Origin of the sequence: Frankia sp. AiPa1 (assembly GCF_023243075.1) — a bacterium.
Taxonomy (GTDB): Bacteria; Actinomycetota; Actinomycetes; order Frankiales; family Frankiaceae; genus Frankia.
The window spans coordinates 123,284-139,413 of sequence record NZ_JALKFZ020000175.1; the positions used below are offsets into that span (position 1 = coordinate 123,284).

The following is a 16,130-nucleotide window of genomic DNA, read 5'->3' on the forward strand; positions in this document are numbered from 1 at the left end:
TGGTCGATTGTCTCGGACTGTCAGGGACAACTGGGCGACACCTACCACTCCGGCGGCCAACCAATGTGGCATTCTCGTGGCGCCGGCCGCGATCGATCACACTTGTGGTACTGCGCATGATAATGCCAAGAAAAACGGTGCATCCTCGCCCCCCGCGCCGCGTATCCCCATCCCCCGCCGGGCCCGCGCCGTCACATCAGTCCACACCCCAACGGGTTCACCCCGGCAGGGCATGCCCATTCGGACGTAACAGTCTTATCGAGCACCGCGCCCATCGTGGCGCGGGCCCGCCCCCGCGCAGCAGCTCATCGGTCTGCCGCACGACCGTCCGCCGCGACGCGCAGGTCTACTGCCGCACCGAAGGCACTGGTCGCGCGCGCCGGCGGGAACTGCGCCACAGCCCGGAAAGCGAGTAACGCGAATCACGCGTGTCCGGCCCACACAGGGCGGCGACGCCGACCACCACCGCGAACACGGCCAGCAGCAGGAACTCAGCCATGGCGCACCACCGCCCGGGGCCGCCTGACCAGGTACCGCGCCGACCGGCTCCGCACCGGTACGAGCAGCGGTACCGCAGAAGACACTGCGGTCAGAAGCAGTCCCAGGACGACAACGGGTGCCATGAAAAGCGGTGTGAGGCCTCGATCGGTAGCGCTATCATCAAATTTCATGTCCAACGATAGCAGTACCGACCGTGTCGCGGCAGAGCTTCGTCAGCTCGCCGATGCCGGCGCCGTCGGGCAGCAGCTGCCAAGCACGCGGGCCCTGCAGGCGCGGTTCGGGGTCGGCCCGGTCACCGTGCAACGTGCGCTCGGCCGTCTGGTCTCCGAGGGACGGTTGGTAACCAGGCCCGGGTCGGGCACGTTCATCGCGGCGCGCCGCGCCCCGCGTGCCGGCGACACCGACTGGCAGCAGGTCGCGCTCGGCCCCAGCCCCGTGCACCCTTCCGGCATCGACCGGGTCGTGCATCTCGCCGCAGCGCCCGGTTACCAGCTCGGCGCCGGGTACCTCGACGCCGGCCTGCGCGCCGACACCAAGCTGGCCACCGCGATCAGCCGCGCCGCCCGCCGCCCGGATGCCTGGGCCAGCCCACCCGCCGGTGGACTGCCGGAACTACGCAGCTGGTTCGGCCGTCAGCTCGGCGCCGACCCGGATCACGTCCTGATCGCTTCGGGCAGCCAGAGCGCACTGTCCGCGACCATGCGGGCGATCCTGCCCGCCGGCCACCCGGTGCTGTTCGCTGCACCCTGCTATCCCGGGGCGCTCGGGGCCGCCCGCAGCGCCGGGCTCACCCCGATCCCGGTTCCCTGCGACGCTGACGGCATCCGGCCCGACCTGTTGCGCGACGCCTTCACCCGCACGTCCGCGCGGCTCCTCGTGATCCAGCCGACCTACACGAACCCCACCGGCACCGTGCTCGCCGCCGACCGCCGCGGCGAGGTGCTCGACATCTGCCGGGTCGCCGGGGCCTTCGTGGTCGAGGACGACTACGCCCGCTGGCTCGGCTTCGCGGGCGAGCAGCCCCCGCCCCCGCTGTTCGTCGACGACGACCGCGGCCAGGTCATCACCATCGTGTCGCTGACCAAGATCCTCGCGCCAAGCCTGCGGGTGAGCGCGGTGATCGCCCGCGGCCCGGTGTTGGGACGCATCGCGGCCATGCGGATCGTCGATGACTTCTTCGTCTCCCGCCCCCTGCAGCACACCGTCATCGAGCTGGTCAGCGGTCCCGGGTGGGCCGCGCAGCTGCGTACGGTGAGTGTGGCCCTGCGCGCGCGGTCGACCGCTCTGGTCGCAGCGGTGACCCGCGAGCTACCCGAGTGTTCCTTCGCCCGGCCGAGCGGCGGGATCAGCCTGTTTCTCCGGCTATCCGCCGGGGCGGACGAGCTGGCCGTCGTCGCGGCCGCAGCTCGCCTCGGGGTCACGGTCGCTCCCGGCCAGTACTTCACCATCGGCGAGCAGGAGGCCGCCCATCTGCGCCTGTCCTACGCCGGCATCCGCGCCGAGGACATCCCGACCGCGGTCGCCCTGCTCGCCCAGGCCCTCCACGAGTCCCCTGTCCAGTCGATCCAGACCAGCCAGACCGCCCAGACACGATGATCGCCCGCCGCCTCAGCTAGATCCGCGCGAGAGCCAGAGTCCGGTCGTCCGCGCGGGAAACGGGGCCGAGCACGTGCCGCCACAGCACCGGAAGCGTGACCGTCACGGCGACGACCATGACCGCGGCCAGCATGAACGGGAGCCGGTGATCAGCGGCGAACAACGCACCCGACGCCAGCGAGGCCAGGACCGTCGTCGCGGTCGCGACTGTCGCGAACAGGCCCTGCCCACGGCCGAGCGCACCGGCGGCCGCGCTTTCCTGGGCCAGCAGGGACTGCACGGCCGGATTGATCACCGCCAGGGCGATGCCCTCCAGGCAGCCGACGGCGAGAATGATCGACAGTGAGGGCAGCACCGGATAGCTCGCCAACGCACCTGCGCGCAGGACGCGGGAAACCATGATCAGTCGGCGCCGATCGAGGCGGTCCGCCATCCGTCCCGCCGGCCAGGCAAACAGCAGGTAGGGCAACCCGAACAGGGTGAAGGTGAGGCCGATGAGCTCCACCGACACTCCGTCGCGGCGCATCAGCAGGCTCCAGCAGGTCTCGTAGACGCCGACCGCGAACCCGTCGCTCGCGCCGACGAGCAGCAGTCCGACGATCCCGGGCGACCACAGCCCGCCCCCACACCTCCACCCCGAAAAGCGAGCTCCGGACGCTCGCGCCACCTCCTGCACGCCCCTTGGATGGAAGGAGCCGTCGCTCACTGGCACTGCCGCCCCAGGTAACACTGCCGTCCCAGATGACACTGCCGTCCCAGATGACACAGGCTCACGTGCCGCGCCGGCCACGGCCGGCAGTGCCCACAGCACCGGCAGTGAGGCCAGGATCGCCGCCGCACCGCCTATGAGGAACAGTGCGCGCATGTGCTGCTCACCGGCGACGCCACCCAGCAGCGGCCCGATCGTCACGCCCAGCAGTTGTCCGGTGAAGACCGCGCTGAACGCCCGCCCCCGCGCCGAGGGGACGACGGTGGCCGCGACCGCCGTCAGAGTGGCGACCTCGAACGCCCCAGCCCCCGCGCCCTGCAGCACCCGCAGCGCCGACGAGGCGACGACACCCTCGGCGACGAACAGACCTCCGCAGCCGGCGGCGTAGGCGGCGAGCCCGACGAGCAGCACCGGCCGATGACCATGGCGCCCGGCCATCCACCCGGCCGCGTACTGCGACAGCAACGCGCCGAGGAAGAACGCCGACATCACCACCCCGACGCCGACGGCGGAGACGTTGTGATCAGCCAGGTAGAGCGGCAGGATCGGGGCGATGGCAAAGGCGCCGAGCCACTGCAGCAGCGTCGAGCCGGCCAGCACGCACAGCAGCCGTCCCGGCGCCTCGGTCCCCGACTGTGGTCCTGACGATCCCGCCAGCCTCCCGGCGCCCGGCGGCCCCGCCTGTTCCGCAACCCCCGCGCAGTTCACGAATCGGTCCTATCCTGCATCCAGGCGCCTGGCAATCTGGATGTTCCGGACACCCAGGAGGCAAGCCCCATGACCAGCGAGATCGCGCCGAGCACACCACCGCTACCGCCCGCGCCGCCTGAACCGCCCGCGCGGGATGCGCCGTTCGAGGCGAAGATGGCGTTCTACCGGGCCGAGCACCGAGGCCGGGGCATTCGGCTGACCCATCTCGTCGGGATCCCCGGGGTCGCGTTCTCCCTGCCGCTCGTGTTCACCCGACCACGGGTCGGGGTACCGATCTTCGCCGCGAGCTGGGCGCTTCAGGTCGCCGGGCATGTCCTGTTCGAGCACAACCGCCCGGCGCTCACCCGCGGCCCGATCACCTACCAGCTGTGCGGGCTCGCCTTCTGGTGCGAGGAACTCGCCGACCTGCTCGCCGGCCGCGGGCTCAGCGGCGGGTGAGGCGGCCGGTGGGAGGCTGCGGGTGACTGCGCGACCGCGAGGTCTCCGGGCCGCCAACGCCACCCGCGCCGAGCGGTTGGGGAGCGGCGCCGATGCGGCTGACCCGCGGCTCGATGCGGCGCAGCATCAGGGCGGTGAGCGCCAGTGCCACGACCCCGATCACCACGCCGAGCGCGACATTCACCGCCCATTGCCCGGTGCTGTGCTCCCAGAGTTGGTCGGGCGGGTCGCTGCGCAGCGTCGGGTTGCCGAGTTTGGCCACGGCGTTCAGGTCGTCAGTGCTGGCCAGTGCCGCGAATCCCCAGCGCGCCGGGGCGAGGAAGCTGATCTGCTCGAAGCCGAGCCGGCCGCTCATCGAGGTCAGGCCGCCGCAGAACACCAGCTGGCCCATGGTGACCAGGACGAGGATCGGCATCGCCTTGTCAGCGTTGTCGATCAGACTGGACACGAACAGACCGATCATCATCGAGGCGAGTGCCGCGATGATGACGGCGACCAGGCATTCGACCAGCGGCGAGCCGAGCGCGACGGCTTCCGGCGGCGTCCGGCCGGTCACCGCGATCAGCGTGAACACCACGCACTGCGCAGTGGTGATCAATGTCAGAAGGATGATCTTCGAGCCGAGGTAGGCGGTGCGGGACAGGCCGATCGTGCGTTCTCGCCGGTAGATCGGCCGTTCCTTGACGATCTCACGCACGGCGTTCGCCATGCCCATGAAACAGGCGCACAGCACCAGCACCACGAGCACCTTCGTCGCGTCGGGGTTCGGTGCCTGCGGCAGCGGCCCGAGTCCGTCCGGCGCCTTGAGCACACGCGGGACGATGCCGAGGATGAACGGGTACGCAATGATCAGCCGTAGATAGGAGCGGTCAGCGAGGACCACCCGCCAATAGCGCCGGGTCAACGTGCTGAGCTGGGCGAACACGGGTTGTTGGCGGATGCTGGGCAGTTCGGGTGGTGCGCGGCGAACGGCGGGCGCCACCACGGCCGACGGCACGAAGAACTCCGAGCCGCGGAAGCGGCGGGCCATCTCCGAGCCCGGGGTCGCCTCCAGCTCCCGGAAAACGGCGGCGAACTCGCGGAAGTCCTTCTTGCCGAAGAACCGCAGCGCCCCGTCGGCCGGCCCGAAATAGGCGACATGGCCGCCGGGCGCGAGCACGAGGATGAAGTCGCACAGATCCAGGAAGAGCACACTGTGTGTGACGACGATGACAGTGCGACCGCTCTCGTCGGCCGAGCCCTCGCCGCCGCCCTTCGCGAGCCCGCGCAGCGTCTCCATCACCGACTGGTCGTTCGCCGGGTCAAGCCCGGAGGTCGGCTCGTCCAGGAACAGCAAGGACGGCCGGGTGAGCAGCTCGAGTGCGACGCTGGTCCGTTTCTTCTGGCCGCCGGAGAGCCGGTCGACCCGGGTGCCGGCGTGGGCGGAGAGCCCGAGCTGGCCGATGACCTCCTCGACGCGGGCGCGCCGCTCGTCGGCGGTGGTGTCGGCGGGGAAACGCAGCTCCGAGCCGTACAGCAGGGCCTCGCGCACGGTGAGCTGGTCGTGCAGCGGGTCGGCCTGGGGAACGTAGCCGATGCGTCGGCGAAGTTCGTCGTATTCGGAATAGAGGTCACGCCCGGCGTAGCGGACCGCGCCGCGGTCGGCCGGACGGAAGCCAGTGAGCGCGTTGAGCAGGGTTGACTTGCCCGCCCCGCTGGGCCCGACGACGCCGAGCAGCGAGCGGCCGGGCAGCCGGAAGGTCAGCTCGTGCATGAGCTGCTTGGGCCCGGCGAACACCGACAGCTCCTGCACCTCGAAGGCGACGTCGCCGGAGTCGACATATTCGATCAGCGAGTCGCCCTCGAGCTGGAACAGGTGGTGGCCGATCGCCAGCACGTCGCGCTGCAGCACCGCCGCGCGCCCGACCCGCAGGCCGTTGACGAACGTGCCGTTCGCCGAGGCGAGGTCGATGACCTCCACGCTGCCGAGCGAGATGCGCAGCTCCGCGTGGTGCCGGGAGGCGAGCAGATCGCCGACCATGATCTCGTTGTCCCGAGAGCGCCCCATCCGCATCCGGCCGGGCTTGAGCGGATGTACCCGCCGCCGGGCGTGGACCACCGCGCTCTGCGCGGTCGCCGGGTCCACCGGCCAAGCCCCGGCGGGCGCCTCGGCGCCCGCCGGTACACCCGGGCCACCCGAACCGCTCGCGCCTGCGGACCCGGCATCGAGCTCGGTGACCGGCGCCGGGGGCACCAGCGTCGAAGGCACCTGCGTCGGGATGATGCCCGAGCCGGCCTGGTTCGCCGGCGTGGCGGTGCTCGGGCCTCGGGTCGGCGCGGTCGGCGGGATCGCCGGGCGAATCGGCGCCAGCACGACCTCCGGACCGTCGGCCGCGCCCAGGCGCAGCCGCAGCTCATCCGAGATCCCCACATCGCCGACCCGGCGGCCGTCCTGCCACAGGCCGTTGGCGCTGACATCCTCGACGCGCCAACCGCTCGCCGAGGGATGCAGCACGAAGTGCCGGCGGGAGACCCGCCCATCATTGATCACAATGTCGGCCACGCGAGCTCGGCCGACCACGGCAGGGCCGTCGCCGGTGAGAGTCACCTCCCCAGCGGGAGTGTTGACTCGAAGCGGGGTCGTCCCAGGCACGAACTCGTCTCCCTCGATCGCCAGACGCACCATAGTGTGCCTGGTTCGCCGGGCAGTTCCCGGCCCCTTGGAAGACATGTCCGAAACTAGATCCTCCGGCACGCCCGTCAGTCAGCCAGGAACGCCGCCGGAAAAACCGGGCCAGATCACTCAATCAGGTATCGGGCAAAGAGCACATCGTCGAGTTGGCGGACCTCCGCGAGGCGCATCCGCGCCTGGGCGTCACGCGGGAACCGGCCCGGCCCGACGAAGGCCGGTGCGTCCGCCTCCCCGACGAACAGCGGCGCGACGGCCAGATGCAGCTCGTCGACGAGCCCTGCGGTGAGAAACGCGGTGTGCACCGAGGTGCCTCCCTCCACCAGCAACCGCCGCACCCCCCGGCCAGCAAGATCCGCCAGCACCGCCGCCACCTCGACCCGATCCACTCCCGGCAACTCCACCACCGCCGTCCGCCCCGGGAAGGTCACGCGAGCCGCCCCGGCGGCGCGGTAGACGAGGACCTCCACCGGATCGGTGGCGAACAACCGGGCGGCCGGGTCGAGGGTGCCGGACCCGGACAGCACCACCTTGCGCGGCGTCGACGCCTGGCCGGCAGCGACCCGCGCCGCCCGCCGGTGCTCGGCCCGCACCGCGAGCCGCGGGTCGTCCCGGCGCACCGTCGCCGCACCGATGAGGATCGCGTCGCATCCGGCCCGCACCTCGTCGACGCGGTCGAGGTCGGCAGGACCCGAAAGGATCAGCCGCTGGTCGGAGCAGTCGTCGATCCGGCCGTCGACCGACATCGCGCAGCTGCAGATGACGTACGGCCGGTTGCCCATGCGGCGCAGCATCGCATGGGGGGCGGTACTACGGTCATCAGCTGTGCGCATCGCGACGTGGAACATCAACTCTGCTAAGGCCCGGCAGTCGCGCCTGATCGAGTGGCTGGACCGCGCCGAGCCGGACGTGGTGTGCCTGCAGGAGACCAAGCTGTCGGACGAGGCGTTCCTCGAGCTCTTCGACGAGGACCTGTTCCGCCGTGGCTACCGGGCGGCCCACCACGGGGACGGTCGCTGGAACGGCGTTGCGATCCTGTCCCGCAGCGGTCTCGACGACGTGGTGCGCGGCCTGCCGGGCGGCCCGGGCTTCCCCGACCCCGAGCCGCGCGCCGTCGCGGCCACCTGCGGCGGTGTCCGGGTGTGGTCGCTGTACATCCCGAACGGGCGGACCGTCGAGGACCCGCACTACGCCTACAAGCTGGCCTGGCTCGCGGTGCTGCGCGACGTCGTCGCCGCGGAGGCGCCCCAGGGCCCGTTGATGGCACTGGGCGACTTCAACATCGCGCCCACCGACGCCGATGTCTGGGACATGGCCCAGTTCGAGGGCGCCACACACGTCACTCCCGCGGAGCGCGCCGCCCTGACGGAGATCACCGACGTCGGCCTGGTCGACGTCCTGCGCACCCGCTGGCCCGACGACGTCGTCTACACCTACTGGGATTACCGCCAGCTCGCCTTCCCAAAGAACTACGGCATGCGCATCGACCTCACCTTGGCGACCGCCGACGTGACCGACCGGGTCCGCGCCGTCTGGGTCGATCGGGCCGCGCGCAAGGGCACCGGCACCAGCGACCATGCCCCGGTCATCGTCGACCTGGACGAGGCCCCGAACGGCGATGTGGGCCCGATGGTTCCTCCCCCGTCGGCACGCGCCTCGTCCAAACGCCGCTGACCGAATGTCGGGGTGCGCGGGCGGACGCACCCCGACAGGCTCGTCACTCGCTCGACGTGGACTCCGCCGCAGCCGCGGTGATGGCGATCCGGGTCGCTTTCGGCTCGACCGCCGCGCCCGCGATCCGAACGGTCAGCACGCCACGCTCGTAGCCGGCCGAGATCCGGGACGCGTCCGCCCGCTCAGGGAGGCGGAACTCGCGACGGAAGCTGCCGGACCAGCGCTCACGGTGCACCCGGCCAGCACGGTCCTGCTCACGCTCCCCGCCGCGCGTGCCGCGGACCACCAGGCGGCCACGGTCGATCTCCACGACGACGTCGTTCTCGACGTCGACACCCGGCAGCTCGAGGCTGATCAGAACATCATCTCCGTCGGCAGCGACATCGGCGGACGGCACCGCCACCTCCGCGGGCGCCGCGCGGCCGGCCAGCGCCGGACGCCGGGCACCCCAGGCACTGCGGACGATCTCGTCGAACTCCCGGTCCATCCGGCCGAGCGCAGCAAACGGGTCCCACAGGTAGGTGCTCACTGAACTCTCCCTCATTGATCAGTTCGTCAGGAACGGTCCGGACGCGCCCGGTCTTCGACTTCGCTCGTCGACCCGCTCGCTCGTCAACCTGACTCGCACGCCGTTCACAGTTCATGAGTCTAGACCACTCAACCTTCGCGAGGCAAGGGTCCGCATGAGGTCTGCCTCACAGGGCAATCGGGAGTCGATCAAGGTGTTCCGCGGAACCGGCCGCAGGCCGCCTCGGCATACGGCACACAGCCCCGCCACAGCGAAACGGATCAGAATGCTCCGCGGAACCGCGTGACGGGACGGCCCGCGGGGGCGACGCACCGCAACCCACTCACCGCAACCCACTCACCGCAGCCCGGCCCCCGAGCGGGTGACCGCAGCAGGGTCAGGAATACCGCGGGAGGCCCTCTCGCAACGCTGGGCGACCCGCCGCCGGATGACCCGGACACGCCGGGGGCGGAATACCGGACAGTCACCCGGAATCGCTGGCATCAGAAGTTCTTTGGATCTCGAATAAGAGATCGGCTAACCGACACTTCCGTAAGGTTACGAGGGGTGGCAATATCTTAGACAGACGATCGTGATATAAAGGCGCACGCCACGCGGGGGGCACGACCGCGGGGTGAGCCGTTCACGTAGGTCCGGTGGAGGGGCCGGGCACTGCGCGGTTTCCCTGATGCCGTCCGGACGGCCACCTCCGAGACGTGCCGCCCGTCATCGGTCGAGCTGGGGGTGTGGCTGTGTGGCCATGTGGCCGTATGTCACCCGTGACGCGCGAATAGCGTCGGCGACGCTGAGGACGCCGGCAGCGGACAGGACGAGGGAGTGGCAGTGAACGAAGGTGATCGGCGCGCAGCTCTGGCGGTCGCGTCGCCAGGGGGCGACTCCTTCTCGATGGTGGACCTCGACACGCTGCCCGACTCGGTGGTCAGCCGTTTCCGCGAGGTCGCGGCCCGCCTCCCGCAGACTCCCGCGCTGGTCTCCCCTGGGGTGTCCCTGACGTTCGCCGAGGCCGACCGGCGCACCGACGACATCGCGGTCGCGATCCTGGGCCGGCTGGACGCGAGCGAGGTCGGACCGGTCGCCACCCTGCTGCCCCACGGCGTCGCCGGGCTGCTCGGCGTGCTCGCCGCGATGAAGACGGGGCGGCCGGTCGTCCCGCTCGACCCGATGGTCCCGCCGGAGCGGATGGCGCAGATCATCCGGCAGGCCGGCTGCGTCGCCCTGATGACCGACCTCGGCGACGCCACGGTCGACCGGTCGGCGGTGGGGCTCGGCCCGGTGGACGCCGGCTGGACGGACCCGCCGACCGCACCGCACATCGACGCACGTCCGCTGCTGGACCTGCTGGCCGATTCCAGCCCGCGGCTGGTCCTGGATCTGGCCGCCGCGGCCAGCGACGGATCGGAATGGATCACGGCGAATGGCACGGACGCCGTCTGGTGGCCCGAGCCGGGCATCGACGAGCCTGCGTGTGTCGTGTTCACCTCCGGCTCCACCGGCACACCCAAGGGCGTCGTGTGGACACACGGCACGTTCCTGAGCGAGGCGTATGCGGGTGCCGCCCGGCTCGGGTTCGCCCCGGGTGACCGCGTGGCGCTGGTGTTGCCCTACTCCTTTGCCGCCGGCATCACCGTGGTGGTCTTCGGCCTGCTCAACGGGGCCGGGCTGTACGCCTACGATCCTCGCTCGGCAGGACTGCGAGGCCTGGCTGACTGGATCATCACCCAGAACCTGACCGCCCTGCCGACCACGCCGTCCTTGCTGCGGGCCCTGCTGGGCGTGCTCGAGGCGGACGAGGCCCTGCCGGACCTGCGGGTCGTCACCACCTGCGGGGAGGCCACCTACGGGCGCGACATCGTCGCGTTGCGGCCGCATCTGTCCGCGATCTGCCTCTACACGAACTGGACCGGCGCCTCGGAGATCGCCTCGCTGGGCTTTCATGTGATCCCCGCCTCGGCACCGGTGCCGGAGGGGACGATCCCCGGCGGGCGGCCCGCGCCCGGCAAGGAAGTCGTTCTGCGCCGCGAGGATGGGTCGGTCGCCGCGCTCGGCGAGGTGGGCGAGGTCGAGGTGACCTCGGCGCACCTGTCGGCCGGGTACTGGCAGAACCCAGAGCTGACCGCCGAGAAGTTCACTCCGCGCCCGGATGGCCGAACCACCTGCCGCACCGGCGACCTCGGCCGGTTCGAACCGGACGGCACCCTGGTGCTACTCGGGCGGCGGGACGCGGCTGTGAAGATCCGCGGCTACCTGGTCGAGCCGAGCGAGGTGGAGGCGGCCCTGCTGCGCTCCCCGGAGATCGCCGAGGCGGTCGTCACCGCCGTGACCGACCCCGGCGGCCCGGCCCGGCTGATTGCTTACGTCGTGCCGGCCGTGCACGGCAACACGCTCTCACCCGCACGGGTCCGCCGGGCGCTGCGCGAACGGCTGCCCATCTGGATGGTGCCGGCGACGATCGTGCCGATCGCGGGGATGCCCCGCAACGAGCGCGGCAAGGTGGACCGCGGCGCGCTGCCGCCGCCGCCCGCGGCGCCCGCGATCTCCAAGCGGCCCCGCACCCAGTGGGAGATCGTCGTCGCCGACATCTGGACCCGGGTGCTCGACCTCGAGGAGGTCGGCGTCGGTGACGACTTCATGGAGCTCGGCGGTGACTCGCTCGCCGCCAACGAGCTGCTCACTCTCGTCCAGGAGAAGCTCGGTCTGTCCCTGCCATCGTCCACGCTGGTCGACTCGCCCACACTGGGTGCCTTCGCCCACGCGGTCTCCCTCGCCCAGCAGGCCGGCCCGCGTCACCCGACCGTCGTGCCGCTGCGGACCACGGGATCGCGCCCGCCACTGTTCTGCTTTGCCGGGGCCGGCGCCCTGGCCCTCGGTTTCCACTCGCTGGCTCGCCGGCTCGGCGACGACCAGCCCGTCTACGCCATCCAGGCACATGGTCTGGAGCGGCGCGGCTTCCCGGACTGGAGCGTCGAGAAAACCGCGCGGCGCCATCTGGAGGTGATCCGGCTGCTGGCACCGCGTGGTCCGTACCTGCTCGCCGGGCACTCGCTGGGCGGCCTCATCGCGATGGAGATCGCCCAGCAGCTGGCGGCGGCCGGCGAGGAGGTCGGTTTTCTGTCCATCATGGACACCTACCTGCCGGCCTCACTGCGCATGGACGCGGCCGCGGAAGCCACGCCCATGCCCACGCCCGCCGCTGCCAGGGACGACCAGGAGCACGCCAGCAACTACCGTCGCCGGCTGGCCCGTTTCACCCAGCGTCTACTGCCGGAACAGCGGGCGAACTTCACCAACCTGGCCACTTTGAAAAAGATGGTGCAGATTCCGCTGACCGGTGTCGTGCAGTTCGACGGGCTCGAGCAGTTCGACGTGTTCTTCAATCACGGCCGGCTGCTGGAGCGTTTCTACCGGCCCCGGCCGTGGGCCGGTAGAACACTGGTCTACCGCTCGGCCGAGAACCCGGATCCGGAAAGCGCCTGGTCGACATACCTGACTGGGAGCCACGACACCCATTATGTCCCCTGTGAGCACTTCTATCTCCTCCGCGAGCCACACGTGATCAGGATTTCCGAGCACTTCCGGGAGGAGATCGACCGCGTCGTCGCCGAGCAGGCCAGGCGGGGCTGAGGCCGAGATGTCACCTCTTGTCGACGGTGTAACTGACCTGGACGTCGGTGAAACCAAGCGCACCGAGTAGACCGCGCAGCATCGCCGTCGTGTTCTTCTTGCCCAACTCGGTGACCTGGTTGTCGGTTTTCGCCGCCTCCGTCATCTTCGTCGAGGCCGTCTGGTAGAGCTTCTTGTCGCTGCCCACCCCGCCGAGCAGCCCGCCGACCCGGTCCAGCGCGCCGCGTTGACGGGCGACCACGTAGCTGTGGTTGAGATCAAGCTGCGGCGTCGACAGCGTCGGGGTCGGCAGGTTGATCGTCACCGAGCGCCGGTCGGGCGAGACGGTGACGGCGCCTTTGTCGAGGTGACCGAAGTCGACCATCGAGTCGACCGTGCCGACCCCCACGAACAGGGTGCGCTCGCCCTTGAGCGCGGACGGGATCCACTTGGTGTCGTCCTCCAGATCGACGACGACCTCGAAGTGAGCGCCGGCCGCGTGGTATTCGCTGAGGTCCTCCAGCGAGCGCAGCACCGCCGGTGAGCTTCGGTCGATCGTCCGTTCCTTGAACGGGTTGAGACTGGGCCGCCAGCCGGCCACCACGGCGATCAGGCCGACGACGAGCACGGCGAGCAGCAGGACGGAGATCAGCCGCAGCGGGCTGAAACCAAGCCTGGGCAGCCGCATGGACCGCCGGGCGGTCGGCGGCGTGGGGGTGGGCTGGGGCCGCGTGGCGGTCTGGGGCCGGTCCGTACCGGACTCGTCGTTCATAGTTGTTGATGTACCCGAAAATCCTCCCGGTCACGCCCCGACCAGGTGCATCGTCGGCGTCACGACACCGCGGTCAGGCCCCGGTGTCGGCCTTGACGGCGGCGCCGGTCACTCGCTGGTTCGACCAGGCCAGGATGATCGCGGTCCGGTCGTCGTCCTGCTGCCCCGGGGCGTGCCGGCGCACCGCGTCGAAGGCCCCGTCGAGCAACGCCACCGGATCACGGGTGGGATCCCGCAGGACCTCGGCGATCAGCCGGTGCACGCCAAACTGACGACCGCCGGCATCCCGGGCCTCCACCAGCCCGTCGGTGTAGGCGATGAGCACATCGCCCGGCTCCAGGTGGATCGTCCCCCTCTGCCAAGCCCCCGGCACCGCCACCAGGCTCGACATCAGCGGACCGGTCGGCGGCAACCGAACGATCTGCGCGGCGCGGGAGACCGCCCCGAACACGGTCCCCTTCGCCTGACGGTGGACCTGCCCCCCGCCCCCCTCGGCCTCGACTCTCCCGGCCTCGACTCCAGCAGCCTCGACCCCGGCAGCCTCGGCTCTCTCGACATCGACGATCGGACGCGCCGTACGGCCCACCGACGCCTCGGGTTCCCCCTGGCGAGCCGGCGACGGCGGCTGCGACGATCCCGGGGCGGCCGGCACCGTCACGGCGGTGGACGACGGATCTCGTACGGGCTCCGGACGAGAGGCAGGCGCCGGATGGAGGGCGGGTGTCTGCTGCGGGGCTCGCGATGGATACGTGGGCGTCAGGGCGGGGCCCGGGCGGCGCAGGAGCAGGGTGTCGGGGTGCCCGGCGTTAACGTAGTGCAGCTCCCCGGTGCGTGGATCGATCACGAGAATGATCGCGGTGGCGAACATCTCGTCGGTGTCGCCGAGGTTGTCCACCACCCACTCGGGCACGGTCGCGAGCGGCCCACCGTTGGTCAGCGCCGCGTCCAGCAGCTGTTTGAGGCGCAGAGCGAAGACACCGGCGGCGGCGCCATGACCGGAGACGTCGCCCACGATCACCGCGACCCGGCCGTCCGGAAGGTCGAGGGCGTCATACCAGTCACCCGCGAGCTCGCCCTGGGCCGGGTCGACCCGGCCGTGCAGGACCACGTCGCGGGCCCGCAGCACCGATGGAGTGAGCGCGTCACGCAGCGCGATGACGGCGGGGCCCTGCTGGGCCAACGCCTCGAAGGACCGCTCGTTCTGCCGGACCAGGCGGACGAGCTGGGCACGCATCGTCTCGACGTCGGCGGCCAGCGCGACGATCTCCGCCGGACCCACCGAGGGGATCCGGGTGTCGTAGCGTCCGGCCGCCACCGCGTTGACCGATCGCTGCAGGGCGCCGATCGGACGCAGCAACCACCGCCGGGAGGCGGTCAGCACCGTCGCGAGGACGACCAGGATGATCACCATGGCGCTGGCGAGCGAGCTGAGCAGCAGCACGGCGGCGGTCTCGAGCTGCTGGGAGGCCTGGACCTGCTCGCGGTCGATCCCAGTCGCGAGCTTGGCCACCGCGGAGCGCAGCCTGTCGAAGTCGCGCCGGGCGCTCTCGCGAACAATGTCCGCGGCGCCGGCGACGTCCCCCCGAGACATCGCGGCCAGCTCCGGACGCACCACCTCGCGCCGCCAGGTGGCGTAGGCCGTGCCGATCCGCGCCCGCTGGGCGCGCAGCTCCGGGAAGTCGGTGAGCAGCTCGTCCAGGCGGGCCGTGAGCGTCGGAATCACCCGGTCGGAGACATCGAACGGCGCGAGGAAGCCCCGATCGCGGGTCACGATGTAGCCACGCAGCGCACTTTCCTGGTCGACGTAGCCCGCGAGCAGCAGCGCGGTGGTCGTCGCGGCGGGGTCCAGGTGCCGACCGCGATCGGTCGCGGCCTGCCGCGACCTCCAGCCGGAGATCACGGCGAGCACGAGCATCACGACGATGGCGACGCTGGCGACCAACGTCAGCACCCGAAGGCCACGCCGCAGGCCAGCGGTCTCGCTCACCCGAGAATTGTCGTCCACCCGTCGTGGCGCCGACCTGGCGGGGCCACGACCTGACCGATCCCGGACACTTCACCCGACCAGCCCGGTCACCGCGCCGCCAGCCGCCGGCCGATGCCAGCCCGAGCACCGAGGCCGCATCGCCGCCAGCCACGGTCCCTTTGCCCCGAAACGAGACTGTCCGCGTTATCACGATTCCGCAGGAAATACGACTATGTGTCACATTCCCTTTTTCCGGAGGGGTAGCCCGATAATGCGCTATATCAACAGCCGATAACCCCCTGCGGGATACACCCTTCGCTCGATCTGAATTGCCGAGCGCGGACAGGGTAGGTCACAGGCAGGAACCTGGGCTGTCAGCCGCTCGTTGCCATACGTGGACGCGCGCCCTGACACGGTCATTCCTGAACTGTGCGGCCCCGGGCTACGGGGCCTGAACTGTGCGGCGCGGTGTCGAATTCCCGGGGAGCACGCAACGATGACCTTTGTCTCGCCCGCCAGGACACGCCGAGCCACAAGCTCGGCCCGGTCCGACGCGGCGATCTGGACCCGCGGCCTGACGAAGAGCTACGGAACGCGCCGCGCGGTCGACCACCTTGACCTCCAGGTGCCACGCGGAGCGCTGTCCGGATTCGTCGGGCCGAACGGAGCCGGCAAGTCCAGCACGCTGCGGATGCTGCTCGGACTGATCCGTCCGTCGGCCGGACGTGGATACGTGCTCGGCCGGCCGATCGGCCGGCCCGACCGCTATCTGCACCGGGTCGGCGCGATGATCGAGGGCCCGACGTTCCACCCGGGGCTCTCCGCCCGCCGCAGTCTCGAGCAGCTCGCGACCCTGCGTGGCCTCGGGGGGGGGGGGGGGGGGGGGGGGGGGGGGGGGGGCGGCCGGGGGGGGGGGGGGGGGGGGGCGGGGGGGGGGGGGGGCCCCGCGCCCGCCCCGGGTCTCCA

The 16,130-nt window shown here is 71.0% G+C and carries 12 protein-coding genes; 5 read left to right on the forward strand and 7 right to left on the reverse strand.

From position 1 onward, the window contains the following. Positions 1 to 346: 346 nt before the first annotated feature. The gene (locus tag MXD95_RS21695) at positions 347 to 499 is read right to left on the reverse strand and encodes a hypothetical protein (RefSeq protein WP_250642519.1); all 153 of its coding nucleotides are present in this window, start codon (positions 497 to 499) and stop codon (positions 347 to 349) included. 170 nt (positions 500 to 669) lie between these two features. Here MXD95_RS21695 and MXD95_RS21700 point away from each other — a divergent pair, with 170 nt between their 5' ends. After that, positions 670 to 2,097 (forward strand): aminotransferase-like domain-containing protein, encoded by a 1,428-nt coding sequence (locus MXD95_RS21700; protein WP_250642520.1) that lies wholly within the window; start codon positions 670 to 672, stop codon positions 2,095 to 2,097. Positions 2,098 to 2,113: 16 nt separating this feature from the next. On the opposite strand, the gene MXD95_RS21705 is transcribed toward MXD95_RS21700, so the two are convergent. Continuing rightward, entirely contained in the window at positions 2,114 to 3,514 is a 1,401-nt protein-coding gene (locus tag MXD95_RS21705; RefSeq protein WP_250642521.1) for an MFS transporter, read from the reverse strand. Positions 3,515 to 3,583: 69 nt separating this feature from the next. Here MXD95_RS21705 and MXD95_RS21710 point away from each other — a divergent pair, with 69 nt between their 5' ends. Beyond that, the gene (locus tag MXD95_RS21710) at positions 3,584 to 3,955 is read left to right on the forward strand and encodes a DUF962 domain-containing protein (protein WP_250642522.1); all 372 of its coding nucleotides are present in this window, start codon (positions 3,584 to 3,586) and stop codon (positions 3,953 to 3,955) included. On the opposite strand, the gene MXD95_RS21715 is transcribed toward MXD95_RS21710, so the two are convergent. Together MXD95_RS21715 and MXD95_RS21720 are read right to left on the reverse strand one after the other, a co-directional pair. Beyond that, on the reverse strand, positions 3,942 to 6,620 hold the full coding sequence (locus MXD95_RS21715) for an ATP-binding cassette domain-containing protein (protein WP_250642523.1): 2,679 nt from the start codon (positions 6,618 to 6,620) through the stop codon (positions 3,942 to 3,944). The two genes, MXD95_RS21710 and MXD95_RS21715, sit on opposite strands and share 14 nt — an antisense overlap. A gap of 113 nt (positions 6,621 to 6,733) precedes the next feature. Further along, a complete protein-coding gene (locus MXD95_RS21720; RefSeq protein WP_250642524.1) occupies positions 6,734 to 7,456 on the reverse strand; it encodes a RibD family protein in 723 nt (240 codons plus the stop codon). Here MXD95_RS21720 and MXD95_RS21725 point away from each other — a divergent pair. Continuing rightward, positions 7,449 to 8,297 carry an exodeoxyribonuclease III gene (locus tag MXD95_RS21725; protein WP_250642525.1) on the forward strand — a complete coding sequence of 283 codons (849 nt, stop codon included), beginning with the start codon at positions 7,449 to 7,451 and terminating at the stop codon, positions 8,295 to 8,297. The two genes, MXD95_RS21720 and MXD95_RS21725, sit on opposite strands and share 8 nt — an antisense overlap. A 43-nt stretch (positions 8,298 to 8,340) precedes the next feature. Here MXD95_RS21725 and MXD95_RS21730 read toward each other — a convergent pair whose 3' ends face one another. Further along, on the reverse strand, positions 8,341 to 8,841 hold the full coding sequence (locus MXD95_RS21730; RefSeq protein WP_251078777.1) for an Hsp20/alpha crystallin family protein: 501 nt from the start codon (positions 8,839 to 8,841) through the stop codon (positions 8,341 to 8,343). Positions 8,842 to 9,642: 801 nt separating this feature from the next. On the opposite strand from MXD95_RS21730, the gene MXD95_RS21735 reads away from it, so the two are divergent. After that, positions 9,643 to 12,447 (forward strand): alpha/beta fold hydrolase, encoded by a 2,805-nt coding sequence (locus MXD95_RS21735; RefSeq protein ID WP_250642526.1) that lies wholly within the window; start codon positions 9,643 to 9,645, stop codon positions 12,445 to 12,447. Between the two features lie 10 nt (positions 12,448 to 12,457). Here the strand turns inward: MXD95_RS21735 and MXD95_RS21740 are convergent, their stop codons facing one another. Continuing rightward, complete coding sequence (locus MXD95_RS21740; RefSeq protein WP_374122101.1) at positions 12,458 to 13,198, reverse strand: DUF4230 domain-containing protein; 741 nt, start codon at positions 13,196 to 13,198, stop codon at positions 12,458 to 12,460. Positions 13,199 to 13,271: 73 nt separating this feature from the next. Further along, entirely contained in the window at positions 13,272 to 15,185 is a 1,914-nt protein-coding gene (locus MXD95_RS21745; RefSeq protein ID WP_250642527.1) for a PP2C family protein-serine/threonine phosphatase, read from the reverse strand. A gap of 475 nt (positions 15,186 to 15,660) precedes the next feature. Between MXD95_RS21745 and MXD95_RS21750 the strand changes: the two genes are divergently transcribed. Next, a partial coding sequence (locus MXD95_RS21750) for an ATP-binding cassette domain-containing protein (RefSeq protein ID WP_250642528.1) occupies positions 15,661 to 16,130 on the forward strand: 470 nt, incomplete at its 3' end.

Coding starts and splice junctions, on each gene's coding strand:
- MXD95_RS21695 (WP_250642519.1), bottom strand. CDS start 499: ATGGCTGAGTTCCTGCTGCTGGCCGTGTTCGCGGTGGTGGTCGGCGTC.
- MXD95_RS21700 (WP_250642520.1), top strand. CDS start 670: ATGTCCAACGATAGCAGTACCGACCGTGTCGCGGCAGAGCTTCGTCAG.
- MXD95_RS21710 (WP_250642522.1), top strand. CDS start 3,584: ATGACCAGCGAGATCGCGCCGAGCACACCACCGCTACCGCCCGCGCCG.
- MXD95_RS21715 (WP_250642523.1), bottom strand. CDS start 6,620: ATGGTGCGTCTGGCGATCGAGGGAGACGAGTTCGTGCCTGGGACGACC.
- MXD95_RS21720 (WP_250642524.1), bottom strand. CDS start 7,456: ATGCGCACAGCTGATGACCGTAGTACCGCCCCCCATGCGATGCTGCGC.
- MXD95_RS21730 (WP_251078777.1), bottom strand. CDS start 8,841: ATGAGGGAGAGTTCAGTGAGCACCTACCTGTGGGACCCGTTTGCTGCG.
- MXD95_RS21740 (WP_374122101.1), bottom strand. CDS start 13,198: ATGAACGACGAGTCCGGTACGGACCGGCCCCAGACCGCCACGCGGCCC.